This is a genomic window from Pseudomonas sp. Seg1 (genome assembly GCF_018326005.1).
Lineage (GTDB): Bacteria > Pseudomonadota > Gammaproteobacteria > Pseudomonadales > Pseudomonadaceae > Aquipseudomonas.
In genome coordinates, this window is record NZ_AP021903.1 from 4,809,277 (window position 1) to 4,823,327 (window position 14,051).

The 14,051-nt window shown below is 58.9% G+C and carries 11 protein-coding genes, 6 tRNA genes and 1 pseudogene; 6 read left to right on the forward strand and 12 right to left on the reverse strand.

From position 1 onward, the window contains the following. Window positions 1-116: 116 nt before the first annotated feature. Window positions 117-740 (reverse strand): glutathione S-transferase family protein, encoded by a 624-nt coding sequence (locus KI231_RS21580; RefSeq protein ID WP_213026294.1) that lies wholly within the window; start codon window positions 738-740, stop codon window positions 117-119. A 44-nt stretch (window positions 741-784) separates the two neighbouring features. Next, on the reverse strand, window positions 785-1,444 hold the full coding sequence (locus tag KI231_RS21585) for a transglutaminase-like domain-containing protein (protein ID WP_213026295.1): 660 nt from the start codon (window positions 1,442-1,444) through the stop codon (window positions 785-787). A gap of 249 nt (window positions 1,445-1,693) precedes the next feature. Here KI231_RS21585 and KI231_RS21590 point away from each other — a divergent pair, with 249 nt between their 5' ends. After that, window positions 1,694-4,141 (forward strand): acyl-CoA dehydrogenase, encoded by a 2,448-nt coding sequence (locus KI231_RS21590; protein ID WP_213026296.1) that lies wholly within the window; start codon window positions 1,694-1,696, stop codon window positions 4,139-4,141. An 88-nt stretch (window positions 4,142-4,229) separates the two neighbouring features. Then, a complete protein-coding gene (locus KI231_RS21595; protein ID WP_103307272.1) occupies window positions 4,230-4,637 on the forward strand; it encodes a PA2817 family protein in 408 nt (135 codons plus the stop codon). A 62-nt stretch (window positions 4,638-4,699) separates the two neighbouring features. On the opposite strand, the gene KI231_RS21600 is transcribed toward KI231_RS21595, so the two are convergent. Then, complete coding sequence (locus tag KI231_RS21600; protein WP_213026297.1) at window positions 4,700-5,698, reverse strand: LysR family transcriptional regulator; 999 nt, start codon at window positions 5,696-5,698, stop codon at window positions 4,700-4,702. Window positions 5,699-5,788: 90 nt separating this feature from the next. On the opposite strand from KI231_RS21600, the gene KI231_RS21605 reads away from it, so the two are divergent. The 3 genes from KI231_RS21605 (at window position 5,789) to KI231_RS21615 (ending at window position 7,914) form a co-directional block, all read left to right on the forward strand. Beyond that, window positions 5,789-6,415: an alanyl-tRNA editing protein gene (locus tag KI231_RS21605; RefSeq protein WP_103307274.1), complete on the forward strand. Its 627-nt coding sequence runs from the start codon at window positions 5,789-5,791 to the stop codon at window positions 6,413-6,415. A gap of 88 nt (window positions 6,416-6,503) precedes the next feature. Then, window positions 6,504-7,274 carry a 2OG-Fe(II) oxygenase gene (locus tag KI231_RS21610; RefSeq protein ID WP_201237217.1) on the forward strand — a complete coding sequence of 257 codons (771 nt, stop codon included), beginning with the start codon at window positions 6,504-6,506 and terminating at the stop codon, window positions 7,272-7,274. Between the two features lies 1 nt (window position 7,275). Then, window positions 7,276-7,914, forward strand: a complete 639-nt coding sequence (locus KI231_RS21615) for a LysE family translocator (RefSeq protein ID WP_213026298.1) — start codon at window positions 7,276-7,278, stop codon at window positions 7,912-7,914. 54 nt (window positions 7,915-7,968) lie between these two features. Here KI231_RS21615 and KI231_RS21620 read toward each other — a convergent pair whose 3' ends face one another. The 7 genes from KI231_RS21620 to KI231_RS21650 all read right to left on the reverse strand — a co-directional run bounded on the left by KI231_RS21620 (window position 7,969) and on the right by KI231_RS21650 (window position 10,155). Continuing rightward, a complete protein-coding gene (locus tag KI231_RS21620) occupies window positions 7,969-9,330 on the reverse strand; it encodes an MATE family efflux transporter (protein ID WP_103307427.1) in 1,362 nt (453 codons plus the stop codon). A gap of 204 nt (window positions 9,331-9,534) precedes the next feature. After that, window positions 9,535-9,610, reverse strand: a tRNA-Gly gene (locus KI231_RS21625). Between the two features lie 2 nt (window positions 9,611-9,612). Continuing rightward, window positions 9,613-9,688, reverse strand: a tRNA-Glu gene (locus tag KI231_RS21630). Between the two features lie 54 nt (window positions 9,689-9,742). Next, a tRNA-Gly gene (locus KI231_RS21635) sits at window positions 9,743-9,818 on the reverse strand. 3 nt (window positions 9,819-9,821) lie between these two features. Then, window positions 9,822-9,897 (reverse strand) — tRNA-Glu (locus KI231_RS21640). A 104-nt stretch (window positions 9,898-10,001) separates the two neighbouring features. Continuing rightward, a tRNA-Gly gene (locus KI231_RS21645) sits at window positions 10,002-10,077 on the reverse strand. 2 nt (window positions 10,078-10,079) lie between these two features. After that, window positions 10,080-10,155, reverse strand: a tRNA-Glu gene (locus tag KI231_RS21650). Between the two features lie 382 nt (window positions 10,156-10,537). Here KI231_RS21650 and KI231_RS21655 point away from each other — a divergent pair. Then, entirely contained in the window at window positions 10,538-11,296 is a 759-nt protein-coding gene (locus KI231_RS21655) for a hypothetical protein (RefSeq protein WP_177431482.1), read from the forward strand. Window positions 11,297-12,013: 717 nt separating this feature from the next. Here the strand turns inward: KI231_RS21655 and KI231_RS30385 are convergent. Both KI231_RS30385 and KI231_RS30390 read right to left on the reverse strand, forming a co-directional pair. Beyond that, complete coding sequence (locus tag KI231_RS30385) at window positions 12,014-12,895, reverse strand: methyl-accepting chemotaxis protein (protein WP_475231212.1); 882 nt, start codon at window positions 12,893-12,895, stop codon at window positions 12,014-12,016. Between the two features lie 27 nt (window positions 12,896-12,922). Further along, window positions 12,923-13,981 (reverse strand): annotated as a pseudogene (locus KI231_RS30390) (HAMP domain-containing protein); the annotation flags it as partial. Between the last annotated feature and the right edge of the window lie 70 nt (window positions 13,982-14,051).

Genomic DNA, 14,051 nt, shown 5'->3' on the forward strand with positions numbered 1-14,051 from the left:
TGAAGGAAAGGAAGGGATAAACAAGGGCGGGCGGCGAGGGATGCAACCGCGGCGCATGAACGCAATGGTGCTTGGCCTCGCCACACAAGTACAGTCAAGTGTGTCGATAGTTATTATCAAGTCAACGCGGTCATGACCGCTTTTTGATACGCCGCACGCAGCTTCAGCCGCTCGTACCAGGCGTGTAAGTGCGGTTGCGGGGCGCGCTCGATGGGCATCTCGAACCAGGCATAAATGAAACTGCCGAGGGGAATGTCGCCCATGCCGATTTCGCTGCCGGACAAGTATGGCTGACTGGCCAGAGCCTGATCGGCCATGTTCAGCAACTCATTGCATTCTTTGATGGCGGCGTTGATCGCAGGCCAGTCCTGCTTGTCGACCGGGGTGCGCAGAACGCCCCAGAACACGGTGCGAAAAGGCCCTGCAAAACTTGAGGTGGTCCAGTCCATCCACTTGTCAGCGATGGCCCGCGCTTGCGGATCGGCGGGATACCACGCCGTGTTCGGCGCATGCCTGGCCAGCAGATAGCGGACGATGGCGTTGGATTCCCAGAGCACGAAACCATCATCTTCGATGACCGGCACCCGCCCGTTCGGGTTCATCGCCCGGTACTCGGGCGTGTCGACCACACCGAACGCACCACCGGCATTGATCGCCTCATAGGCCAGGCCAAGTTCCTCGGCAGCCCACAGCGGTTTCCTGACATTCGATGAGTTCTTACGTCCCCAGATTTTCAGCATGACCGCCTCTTTTCAAATCAAGTGGCCAAGCAGCATACGCCGGTTCAGCGACCGCCGACATCACTGCGCATGTCAGCCGACAGGGGCGTCTGTTGATCGTTGAACAGGTGCGGATAGCATTTTTGCAGATGCTCGAAGAACAAGGTTTCCGGTACATCGGCGAACTGGCCGTGATCGACCAGGTACTCCATCAGCAACGCGCCATCGCTGTTGTACGGGTGGAAAACGCTGTCGTGGATGCCGTCGAACTCCAGCGGCGCAACGTTGAACATTTCGCAGAGTTTCTGGTTGAACGCAGGTGTGGCTTTTACCCAGCGATCATTCAGAAACAGCTCGGTGTAACCGTGCATGGCGAACACTTCGCTTCTCAGTAGCTCCAGCAGGCGCGGCGTCGACAGATGGTTTTTCACGTCCGCCAGACCGATGCGCGCCGGGATCCCGCAATGCCGCGCACAACCGGCCAGCAGCGTGGCTTTAGGCACGCAATAACTCTCACCGGCTGCCAGCGCGTAGCTGCCGCGCAAGGTCTGCGGGTCGCGGCTGAAGGTGTACATGTTGTATCGCACCGCCTCGCGCACGGCGTAATACAGATTGATCGCCTGCTCGAGCGGATCGCGGCTGGCACCACGATGTTGTTCGGCGAACTCCACCACCGCCGGGTGGTCACTATCGATGAAGCGGCCGGGACTCAGATACTCGCGCATGACGACAGATCTCCTGGGTGAGTCCCGAGTCTAACGACAGCTCAAGCACAGAGATAACGACGTTTCGGCCAAACTTGGACGCAAAGACGCGGGATCGGCGAACGATTTCCCACACGTGTTGCCCACCGAACCTACGAAAACCATCCGGGGTTTCCCACGATATCAATCACCTTGCTCTGACCACCCGGTTTTGCAGATGCCGTCTAAGCTCTGGAGGGTCGATTTGCCTTGGTTCACGGAGGACTGAATATGCTGTTGTTGTGGATACTGGTTTTGATCATTGGTGTGGCGTACCTCGCCCACCGGCGTATCGCCCCGCTGCCCGCGCTGGGCATCGTTGCCGTTTACCTGCTGGCGATGGGTATATTCAGTCACGCACCGGGCTGGCTGCTGCTGATTTTCTGGATTGTGCTGGCGGTGGTCGCAGCACCGTTGCTGCTGCCTGACCTGCGCCGCAAACATTTCACCGCCCCGCTGTTCAACTGGTTCCAGAAAACCCTACCGCCGATGTCGCAGACCGAACGCGACGCGATCGATGCCGGCACGGTGTGGTGGGACGGAGAACTGTTCAGCGGCCGGCCGGACTGGGACAAGCTGCTCGCCTATCCCAAGGTGCAATTGAGCGAAGAGGAGCAGGCGTTCATTGATGGCCCGACCGAAGAACTCTGCGCGATGGTCACTGACTGGCAGATTGGCCAGTCGATGGATTTGCCGCCCGAAGCGTGGACCCATATCAAGGAACACGGCTTCTTCGCCCTGATCATTCCAAAAGAATTCGGCGGTAAAGGTTTCTCCGCTTACGCCCACTCGCAAGTAGCAATGAAACTCGCGACCCGCAGCGGCGACCTCGCATCAACGGTCATGGTCCCTAACTCTCTGGGCCCGGCCGAGCTGCTGCTGCACTACGGCACCGACGAACAACGCAATCACTACCTGCCGCGTCTGGCCCGCGGCGATGATATTCCCTGCTTCGCCCTCACCGGCCCGCTCGCCGGTTCCGATGCCGGCGCGATGCCCGACACCGGGATCATCTGCAAAGGCCAGTGGGAGGGACAGGAAGTCATTGGTCTGCGCCTGAACTGGGAAAAGCGTTACATCACCCTTGGCCCGGTAGCCACCCTCCTCGGCCTGGCCTTCAAGGCTTATGACCCGGATCACCTGTTGGGCGACAAGGAAGACCTCGGCATCAGCCTCGCGCTGATTCCAACCGATACCGCTGGCGTAGAAATCGGCCGTCGGCATTTGCCATTGGGCGCAGCCTTCATGAACGGCCCGAACTCCGGCAAGGATGTGTTCATCCCGCTGGACTTCCTCATCGGCGGTCAGGAAATGCTCGGCAAAGGCTGGATGATGCTGATGAACTGCCTGTCGGTCGGGCGTTCGATTTCGCTCCCCGCCGTTGGCACGGGTGCCGCCAAGTTCACCAGCCTGGTCACCGGGCAGTACGCGCAGATTCGTGAGCAGTTCAACGTACCGTTGTCGGCCTTCGAAGGGATTCAGGAAGCGATGGCGCGCATCGGCGGCAACGCCTGGATGATGGACGCCGCGCGCATGCTGACCGCCAATGCGGTGGATCTGGGCGAGAAACCGTCGGTGTTGTCGGCGATCCTCAAGTACCACCTCACCGAACGCGGTCGCGAGTGCATCAGCCACGCCATGGATGTACACGGTGGCAAGGCGATCATCATGGGTCCGAATAACTACCTGGGACGCAGCTGGAACGGTGCGCCGATCTTCATCACCGTGGAAGGCGCGAACATTCTCTCGCGCAACCTGATGATCTTCGGTCAGGGCGCGATTCGTTGCCATCCGTTCGTGCTCAAGGAAATGGCCTTGGCCGGTCGGGAAGACAAGGATCAGGCGCTGAAAGAATTCGATGGCCTGCTACTCAAACACATTGGTTTTGCCGTCAGTAACGCGGCCAGCACGCTGGTGCTGAACCTTGGTTTCGGCCACTTCGAACATGCGCCTGGCGACAAGATCAGCCAGGGTTACTTCCGCGCACTCAATCGCCAGGCTGCGGCTTTCGCGATGCTGGCCGACTTCAGCATGATGCTGCTGGGTGGCGAACTGAAACGTCGCGAACGTCTGTCAGCCCGCCTGGGCGATGTGTTGAGCAACCTGTATCTGGCCTCTGCCGCGCTCAAGCGCTACCACGACCTGGATTCGCCGGCGTACATGGAGCCGTTGTTCCGCTGGGCCATGGAGGAAAGCCTCGGCCAGTCGGAGCGCGCGCTGGATGAACTGCTGAGCAACTTCCCGAACAAGGTGTTCGGCTGTCTGCTACGGGTGATCGTGTTCCCGTTCGGCCGTCGTCACAAAGGACCATCGGACAAACTCGGTGCCGAAGTGGCCGGCGTGATCGGCCGGGCCAAGGGTGATCCGGCGCTGGAAGAACTGCTCGCTGGCTGCTATCGCCCGCAATCGCCAGACGATGCGGTGGGTGCGCTGCAACACGCCAGCGATCTGCTGAACGCTGCGCAACCGCTGCATAAAAAGCTGCACACCTCGCTGAAAAGCGGTCAGGTCAAACCGGTCGCAGGCGAGCATGCCATCGACGCGGCGCTGGAAGCCGGGGTGTTGCAACCCGGAGAAGCGCAGAGCCTGCGCGAAGCCGAAGCGGCGCGACGCAAGGTGATCGATGTCGATGACTTCGACAAGGAAGAGCTGAAACAGGCGGAGGGTAAAGTCCGCTGATCCCGACAGCCACGTAGCTGTTATTTGTGAAAAATGGGCGCGGGAGCTTTATACTCCTGCGCCCGTTTTGCTCTTGAGGACTTATCTCGTGTCCAACGTCGTTGCCGATCATCTGGTTTTGCTCGACCATCTGCGCAGTATCCTGGTCGCCGTAGGTGAGGCCGAACAGGTTCCCGAAGAAAGCCATGCCTTGTTCCTCGAGCGCTTCGATGAACTGCTGGCGTCCCTGCCGATCGACCCGATCGAAAGCCAATACCTGGGCCAGGACATCCTGACTCAAGTGATTACCCGTTACCCGCAAATTGCTCACCTGATCCCGCGGGATCTGCTGTGGTTCTTCGCTGGCGACTGCCTGCATTACCTGTCCGATGAAGAGATCGACATGTATCAGGCACTGGAAGAACGCCGCTACGAAGCCGAACAGAACGATGAGCCGTTTGACTGGAATCAGGAAAAACAGTTGATGGCCATGTCCGCTCAGGACAGCAAGCACTGATTTTCAACTGCTCATGAAAAGGCCCGCATAGTTGTCCATGCGGGCCTTTTTTATCTGCGCGGTTAAAGCAGCCCCTCACTCTCCGGCAACTCATAAGCCATCGCGGCGTTGATCACGCCACCCGACTTGCCTGGCTTGCTCAGGGTCGGTTCTTTCTCCAGGCACTCCACCAGATAATCGATAAATACCCGCAGCTTCGGCGGCAGGTAACGCGTCGGCGAATGCAGCAACCAGAGCCCTCCGTGGTAGGACGCCAGAAACGTCCAGTCCGGCAGCACCTGCACCACCAACTTCTGCTCCAGCGCATAGCGCGCGGTGAAATACGGCAGACTGCCAATACCGATGTGCTGCAGCACCGCGCCCAGACGCACGCCCGTGTGGTTGGCCGCATACCGCCCGCGCACCCCAACCGTCACCACTTTGCTGCCCTTTTTGAATTTCCAGCGCGCATCGCTCGGGGTTTCGCCCAGATAGATGCAGCTGTGATTGAGCAAATCATGTGGATGCGTCGGCGTGCCGTGTTCGGCGAGGTATTGCGGGGTGGCGCAGAGCAAATGATCGATGGTCAGCAGTTGCCGCCCGACCAGCCCGGCCGGAGGGCGATCAGTAATGCGGATCGCCAGATCGACATGATCATCGATCAGATCGACCTGCCGATCTTCCAGCAGCAGCTCGACATCGACCTTGGGATAACGGCGCAAAAATTCAGGCATGTGCGGATGAATGACAAATCGTCCCACCGCCTTCGGCACACTGACCCGCACCAGTCCTTCGGCTTCATGGGTGAATTGGCCACTGATCTCCATCACTGACTTGGCCGCACTGACCATCTCCTGACAGCGCTTGAACACCTCTTCACCGCCATCACTCAGGCGCAGCTTGCGCGTGGTGCGCTGCAGCAAGCGCGTGGCCAAGGCCTTTTCCAATCGCGAAATGCTGCGACTCACCGCCGACGGTGAAGATCCGAGCTGCCGTGCCGCTTCAGAGAAGCTGCCGGCCTCCACGACCTTGACGAAGATCGCCATCTCGCCGAGCAGGGGGAGCGGGAGATTTATGCTCACAGCGCACAAGTCCTTTGATGTTTGAACGGATTATCACGTTATTACACGATTCATATAATAAAAATAGAAACTTTAATAAGGGCATGGAATATGACGCTTCGCCTCTTTTTCCATAGTGATGACCTCAAGGCCAATGTGGAAGTCCTCGACTGCACGCCCCACGAGAACGAATTTGCCGTAGTGCTGCGCGCCACGCTGTTTCATCCGCAAGGTGGCGGCCAACCCTGCGATACCGGCTGGATCGGCGAAAGCCAGGTACTGCGCGTCGTCCAGGAACCCGATCGGATCATTCATTACGTTGATCGTCCGGTGAAACTCGGCATGACCATGATCCGCATCGATGAACAGCGTCGCTGCTTCAACACGCGCATGCACTCGGCCGGGCACCTGATCGGGCATTTCGTGCAAGCGCTGGGCTGGACGCCGATCAAGGCACACCACTGGCCGGACGAGGGCCGGGTGCAATTCAAGCCGGGTGACGCCGCTCAGGAAGTTGACGCAGACAGCGTTCAACACGGCATCGGCCAGTGGATTGAGCACGATCTGCCGCGCCTGACTTCGCTGCGCGAAGGCGCGCGGGAAATCGGCTTTGGTGATCTGCCTGCCTACGGCTGCGGTGGCACCCATGTACGTAGCCTGAAGGATCTGGGCACAGTCACGATCGCGTCCCTTTCGCAGAAGAAAGGCACGTTGTCCGTCCACTACAGCGTGGATTGAGCATTTCGGACGCTGCCCGCGCAGCGTCCGGCGCCGGGGAACCGCGCTCGCCGGTTCCGTTGACTATCGATAGATGGACCTAAATAACATGATGCTAGACGTCGAGCGTCTCGATGAGACGTGCATAAAAAAACTGGCCAACGAAGAAGTCCTCGCCATCCGCGTCAAAGGCTTTTTGCCCGAACCGCTGGCGATCCAGATTGGCGACAAGATTCTCGCTCCAGGCTTTGAGGGCTACATCAACGCACCGAGTATCGGCCGTATCGGCATGGCGTTTTATGAGGCGGAAAACCAGCCGCTGTTGATCGAGGATTACTTCGAACGCGCTACCAGCAACATCGCCGAACTGCGCAATCGTTGTGCGCCCTACTCCTCGCCGGTCGACACGCTGCGCTGCATGCTCGACGAATCCTGGCCGGCCGGTGCGCATCTGGAAAACCTCTACGGGCGCAAAATGTATGTCGGCCTGTCTCGCGTGGTGAAACCCGGCGTGTGCTTCCTCGCCCATCACGACATTTTCGCCAAGGACGCGCCGGAGAGCTTTCAGGCGCGCAGCCTCGAAGCGCAGTTCGCCTGCAACGTCTATCTGAACATGCCGACCGAGGGCGGTGCGTTGCAAATGTGGGACGACGACATTACCCCGGATCAGTTTGACGAAATGCGTGGCGACAGTTACGGCATCGACCCGGCGCTGCTCGGCCCGCCCACCCTTGAGGTGCGCCCCGAACCCGGTGATTTCATCATGTTCAATTCGCGCTGCATGCACTCGGTGACGCCGGGTGTGGCGGATCCGCGCCTGAGCCTGTCCTTCTTTGTCGGCTATCGCGGCAATGCTTCACCCCTGACTTTCTGGAGCTGAGATGTTATCGAATTACCTGGGCGAGTTTCTGGCGCTGGCCACCATTCATTTCCTCGCTGTGGTCGCTCCCGGCCCGGACTTCGCCGTGACCATTCGCCAGAGCGTGCGCTTTGGCCGACTGGTGGGAATCTGCACGGCGCTGGGCATCGGTGCGGGGATTTCCGTACACGTTCTCTATACGTTGCTCGGCGTTGGCGCATTGATGCACACCACCCCGTGGTTGCTGACGGTCGCTAAAGTGATTGGCGGTGCCTACATCCTGTATCTGGGTGTCAGCCTGTTGCGCAGCAAACCGAAATCGACACTTGAAGGTGACAAAGGCACCGATGAGCCGGTCGCTGAACAAACCTTGTTCAAAGCCTTCAGCACCGGTTTCCTGACCAATGCCACCAACCCCAAAGCCACGCTGTTTTTTCTGGCGATCTTCACCACGATCATCAGCGCCAGTACGCCGCTGCAGATCCAGGCGTTTTATGGCTTGTGGATGTGCTTTGTGAACGCGTTGTGGTTCGTGATCGTCGCGCTGTTTTTCTCCAGCAACAAAGTGCGCTTGCTGTTCATGCGCATGGGCCACTGGTTCGAACGCACGATGGGCGTGGTGCTGATTCTGTTTGCCGGTCGACTGATGCTGTCCTGGTAATTTGCCCTGCAACGCAAAAGGCCCGCCGACTTTCATCGGCGGGCCTTTTTCATTTCAACTGCCGGGCGCTAACCTGACCCGACTGCTATGAATAAACCGCGAGCCCATCAACACTGTTGCCAGCGTCAACGCGGTAATCAGACCTGACCAGATGCCTTGCGGACCCCACTCCAGGCCAAAGGCCAATCCGACACCCAGCGGTACGCCCACTCCCCAATAGCAAAAGATCGCGATCCACATGGGTATGCGAGTGTCCTGCAAACCGCGCAACGCGCCGGCGGACAACATCTGCAAACCGTCGGGAAATTGCAGTGCTGCGGCGTATAACAACAGCGTCGAGGCCAACGCGGTCACGGCGATGTCCGAACTGTACAAACTGGCGATCGCTTCATTGCCCAACAGCAGTATCAGCACCGACACACTTTGGGCCGCGAGGACGATGACACACCCCGCCCATGCGGCCTGCCTGACACCCTTGAAATCACCGCGCCCCAATGCATGCCCGACGCGCACTGTCGTCGCCTCGGCCACGGCGACCGGGATCATGAAACACAACTGAGCCAGGTTCACCGCAATCTGATGAGCTGCAAGAAAAGTCGATCCCAGCCGCCCGATCAACAACGACGTGACAATAAACAGACTGCCCTGCATCAGGATGGCAATGCCAATCGGCATGCCCGTCCTCAACAAATCGGCGATTGCCGCACGGCATGGCGGATCGAAACGGGCGAACAGCTGCAAATGCGCAAGACGTTTGCCGTACCAAAGATACCCGGCAAACAGCAGTGCCTGAAGCCACATCATGATCGCCGACGCGATGCCCAGACCTTGCGCGCCCAACTCGGGAAACCCGAGCTTGCCGTTGGTCAGCACATACCCCAGAGGTGCCAGGACCAACAGCCCGCCGAAGCTGAAAATCATCGTCGGGCGCATCCAGTGCATCCCTTCGCATAAATAGCGCATGCAGAAAAACAACGTCAGCGCCGGACTCCCCCAACGCACCGCGTGCAAAAAGGCCTGCGCCCCGGGAATCATCTCCTCGGCGATGCCGGCAGGCTCCAGCAGCACCGGCGCGATACTCAGGAAGACAAACATCAGCAGGCCCATCGACAACGCCAGCCACAAAGCCTGGCGAAAAATCGGGCCAATCTCAGACAGGCGATCAGCGCCAGACAAGCGCGCCACCGAGGCCGTGAGCGCGATCAACGTGCCAATCGGCACCAGCATCGGTAGCCACAGCAGCGCGGTGCCAAGCGTCACGGCGGCCAAGGTGTCTGTGCCGTGATTGCCGGCAATGAGATTGTCAACGAAGGCAATCAATCCGGCACACACGTGCCCCACGACCAACGGCAGCGCCAGAAGCGCCGTTGCACGAACCTCGGGCAGAGCGCCACGAGATGCAGATATCAATGACATTAAGAGAAGATCCTGAGAGGCGATAAACGGGATCGGCCACGGGAGCCGACGACGGGATCGTTATCCCAGAATCAACCTTGCGCTGGCTGTCGGACGCTTCCGGATTTTTCGTTTTCGCTGTAGGAGATTTGTAACAGAGGGCAGAAATACAAAAAACGCACAAACAAAAACGCCGCTCATCACTGAGCGGCGTTTTTGTGAATTTGGAGCGGGAAACGAGACTCGAACTCGCGACCCCGACCTTGGCAAGGTCGTGCTCTACCAACTGAGCTATTCCCGCAATGGCGTCCCCTAGGGGACTCGAACCCCTGTTACCGCCGTGAAAGGGCGGTGTCCTAGGCCACTAGACGAAGGGGACAGGCTACAACTTTCACTAATAAAAACGCCGCTCACTGAGCGGCGTTTTTGAATTTGGAGCGGGAAACGAGACTCGAACTCGCGACCCCGACCTTGGCAAGGTCGTGCTCTACCAACTGAGCTATTCCCGCAAATGGCGTCCCCTAGGGGACTCGAACCCCTGTTACCGCCGTGAAAGGGCGGTGTCCTAGGCCACTAGACGAAGGGGACACGCTACCCGGAACACATGGTGTGTGTTTCGGTGTCCAGATCCGTATCCGAAGACTTGGTTCTGGTTTCACTCAGCACCGCCCGAAAGCACTGCTGTTTAAAATTGGAGCGGGAAACGAGACTCGAACTCGCGACCCCGACCTTGGCAAGGTCGTGCTCTACCAACTGAGCTATTCCCGCATTGGCGTCCCCTAGGGGACTCGAACCCCTGTTACCGCCGTGAAAGGGCGGTGTCCTAGGCCACTAGACGAAGGGGACACACTACAACATTCACTCCCTGCTGCGCTTCGCTGTGTGCTTTACGCTGCAAGTGGCGCGCATTCTATGGATGGATTGGGAGGTCGTCAACCCCCAGATATAAATTTATTTAAATCAATGACTTCGACCTGCTTTACGGGGCCAGGCAGGCTTTTCCGTCGACCGACGATTGACGCCTATATTCCGGCAGTCGCCAAGACGTTATAGTCCGCGCACAGTGATGGCAATCTGCATATCAAGCGCCAGCATTCATATAAGCAGCACGCGGCCGATACAGATTGACCAGCCGATCCAACTCGTCGAGCGGTGCTAGGCGCCTAAATGCCCAGCCACTACACTCGCATGCGAACCCTATAAAGAGGTCTTACCGGTGACACCACTCATGATCACCCTGCTAGTCATAGCCGGGATCGCAATTCTGATCGCCATTGGCTACATGAACCATGTGGTGGAAAACAACAAACTGGAGAAGGCCCGCACCAAAGTCGAACTCAACGACCGCCTGCGCCGCTGTGGCGAACTGACCGAAACCTTTCCCGGCCAGTTCATGACCCCGGCACTCAAGCTGCTGCTGACCCGCCTGGAACTCAACGTCTGCCAGCGCCTGCTGAACCTTGAGAAAACCAGCGCAACCACCAAGGCACGCATCGGCGAACTCAGCGCACTGGTCGCCCAGGGTGAATCGATCCCCGTGAACAACCCGCCCGCGCCGATCCTGACCGAAGCCAAAGCCAAAGACGTACGCTTCCTCCTCGAAGCCCTGCACGGCCAGATCACCCGCGCCGCCCATGACGGCTTCCTGCCACCGAACGAAGCCAAACACTGGGTGCGCGAAGTCCGCCACATTCTGGTCCTGCTGCACATCGAGTTCTTCAACAACCTCGGCCAACAATCCCTGCAACAAAACCAGCCAGGCCAGGCCCGCCTCGCCTTCGAACGCGGCGTGCAATACCTGCGCAAACAGCAGAACCCGCAGATCTACTCCGAACAACTGCAATACCTGGAAAAACTCCTCGCCCGCGCCAACGCCCAAGTGATGGACAAAATTGCACCGGTAGAAGGTGAAGAGAACCAACTGACAGCCGGCCTCAAAGATGTTGAGGCGGATGCAGACTGGAAAAAGAAAGTGATCTACGACTGATAACAGATGCTGAAGAGAAGCCACCGAAAGGTGGCTTTTTTGTGCACTGAAAGTTCCGACCGCCAGACCCTCGCTGACCAAACCGCCCTCTTCAGGAGCAAGCCCCCTCCCACAATTTGAAGCCGGCTCACCCGCCAGAGCTTGGTCGGCTATCAGGCCGCCATCGCTGGCAAGCCAGCTCCCACAAAGAAATGAGTACATCCCAAACGCGGCGCATGCCGCCCCACCCAACACAATGAGCGTTAGCTCGAGTACCGCTTTTGACCTTCACCACTCAACACAATGAGCGTTAGCTCGAGTACCGCCTTTGACCTTCACCACCCAACACAATGAGCGTTAGCTCGAGTACCGCTTTTGACCTTCACCACTCAACACAATGAGCGTTAGCTCGAGTACCGCTCTTGATCTCAACGCCCGTCGGCAGGCTGAGTGGAGGGATTGATCCGGGGGGCAGGCGCGTAGCGCCGTTCGACGAAGTCGAACACATCGAGAGGAGGTGCAGCGAAGCAAACCGGAGGCGATGCACCCGGAACAATCCCGGAGCGAAGGAACCCGAGCCACAGCGAGGGCCGAACGTCAGGGCAAAGCCTTTTGGGTTACCTTTTCGGCGTTTGGAAAAGGTGACCCGCCGTAAGGGCGGAACCCTAAGCCGCCATCACCCAAAAAACGGATATACCCCCAAACCCCAAGAACATGGTCGGCCCACAGGCCGCCAAGTCAAAGCCGAAAATGCCCAACCATCCCGCGCAACTCACTCCCCAACTGCGCCAGCTCAATACTCGAAGCCGCATTCCCGCGCATCGCCAACGAAGACTGATCAGCACTCGCGCGAATACTCGTCACACTGCGATTGATCTCCTCAGCCACCGAACTCTGCTCCTCGGCCGCCGCCGCAATCTGCTGATTCATCTGCTGAATCAACGACACCGCCGCCGCAATACTCCCCAACGCGCTTTCCGTCTGCAGCGCATCACTCACCGCCAGCTTCACCAACTCACCACTGCTCTGAATCTGCTGCACCGACGAATGCGCCGCCGCACGCAAGGCACTGACCAACCGCTCGATCTCCTCGGTCGATTGCTGCGTACGCCGCGCCAACGCACGCACCTCATCGGCCACCACCGCAAACCCCCTGCCCTGCTCCCCGGCCCGCGCAGCCTCGATCGCCGCATTCAACGCCAGCAAGTTGGTCTGCTCGGCCACGCTTTTGATCACCTCCAGCACCGTACCGATATTCTGGATTTCGGCACTGAGGCTTTCGATGCTGGAACTGGCCGACGTCGCCGAATCCGCCAATTGCTCGATCCGCGCCATGCTCTGGCGCACCACCTGCTGACCACTCTCGACCTTGCCGTCCGCCGTCTGCGCCGCCAACGCCGCTTCTTCAGCATTGCGCGCAACATCGTGGACGGTAGCGGTCATCTGGTTCATGGCCGTGGCCACCTGCTCGGTTTCTTCCTTCTGACTGCTGACCTCAAGATTGGTCTGCTCGGTCACCGCCGATAACGATTGCGCGGAACTGGCCAGTTGTTCAATGCCGGCCTGCAACCCGCTGACAATCGTGCTCAACCCCGCCCCCATCTGCTGCATCGCCAACATCAACTGGCCAATTTCGTCACGTCGGCTGACGTCAACTGTGGCACTCAAATCACCCGCAGCAATCCGTTGCGCGACTTCGATCACGCTGCGCAACGGCGCGACGATCAAACGCGTGATCACCCACGCGGCCAGCAGCCCGACCAGCAGCGCCAGCGCCGAAGAACCGAGAATCAGCACCGAGTTCTTTTTCAGCTCTGCCTGCATGGCCCCGTCTTCGGCGACGTAAGCCTGATCCACCCGGTCCATCACTTGTGCAGCGCGCTGATGCAGCTGTTCGTAAACAGTCTTTTCCTGAGCCAGCAGTCCGGTGTACTCGGCCAGTTTGTCGTTGAACCCGGCGATGTGCCCGGAGACTTCATTGAGCACCGTCAGATAACCCTCGTCCTTGATCGTGGATTTCAGCGCCTCGGCCTGGGCCTGGGCCTGCGCGGCCTGTTCGATATTGCCCTTACCGGCACTGTCGGCATCGCCCTTGCGGCTTTGATCGAGACGGATCCGCGCTTCATTCATCGCTTGTAGCATCAACCTCGACACCTGACTGACCTGACTGGCCTGTTCGATGAACTGCGCGCCATCCTTGCCCTCAGTGTCCTTCAAGGTATACGCACCGTCATCGGCCAGCCCGGCCTGCAACACGTCGAGGTTGTTGGCTACGCTGGATACCGACCAACTGGCCATTTCCAGCGCCAGATCCTTGGCCTGGGTCAAGGAGACGAACTCATCGAACGCCTTGCGATAGGCACCCAGGGACTGTTCGACATCGGTCATGACCGGCACATTGGCCGACGACTGCGCTTTGAGTTCGTTGGCCTTGGCGATGAGCCCATCAAGCCCTTCGCGCAAGGCATCCGCGGTTTTCGGGTTACCGCGCAAGGCGTATTCCTGTTCGAGCAGGCGCACCTTGAGCAGACCGCTATTGAGCGATGACATCTGCTTGAGCCCGTCGAAGCGCTGACTGATGGTCTGCAGGGACCAGACGCCAATGGCGGCGACCAGCGCGGTCAACAGCAGCACCAGTACAAACCCGATACCCAGTTTTTTCGCCATACCGAGGTTGGCAAAACGTCCTTGCACGGCCGAAATCATTGCGCGTAGTCCCCTGCCATAGTCAGTTGACGAAGAGTCGCAATGGCCATGAACCAGCACAAGTCTCTGG

What these genes read in the sequence shown, in the direction of transcription:
- KI231_RS21605 (WP_103307274.1), top strand. Translation starts at nt 5,789, where the DNA reads ATGACGCTTCGCCTCTTTTTCCATAGTGATGACCTCAAGGCCAATGTG.
- KI231_RS21590 (WP_213026296.1), top strand. Translation starts at nt 1,694, where the DNA reads ATGCTGTTGTTGTGGATACTGGTTTTGATCATTGGTGTGGCGTACCTC.
- KI231_RS21655 (WP_177431482.1), top strand. Translation starts at nt 10,538, where the DNA reads ATGATCACCCTGCTAGTCATAGCCGGGATCGCAATTCTGATCGCCATT.
- KI231_RS21580 (WP_213026294.1), bottom strand. Translation starts at nt 740, where the DNA reads ATGCTGAAAATCTGGGGACGTAAGAACTCATCGAATGTCAGGAAACCG.
- KI231_RS21615 (WP_213026298.1), top strand. Translation starts at nt 7,276, where the DNA reads ATGTTATCGAATTACCTGGGCGAGTTTCTGGCGCTGGCCACCATTCAT.
- KI231_RS21610 (WP_201237217.1), top strand. Translation starts at nt 6,504, where the DNA reads ATGATGCTAGACGTCGAGCGTCTCGATGAGACGTGCATAAAAAAACTG.
- KI231_RS30385 (WP_475231212.1), bottom strand. Translation starts at nt 12,895, where the DNA reads ATGTTGGCGATGCAGCAGATGGGGGCGGGGTTGAGCACGATTGTCAGC.
- KI231_RS21585 (WP_213026295.1), bottom strand. Translation starts at nt 1,444, where the DNA reads ATGCGCGAGTATCTGAGTCCCGGCCGCTTCATCGATAGTGACCACCCG.
- KI231_RS21620 (WP_103307427.1), bottom strand. Translation starts at nt 9,330, where the DNA reads ATGTCATTGATATCTGCATCTCGTGGCGCTCTGCCCGAGGTTCGTGCA.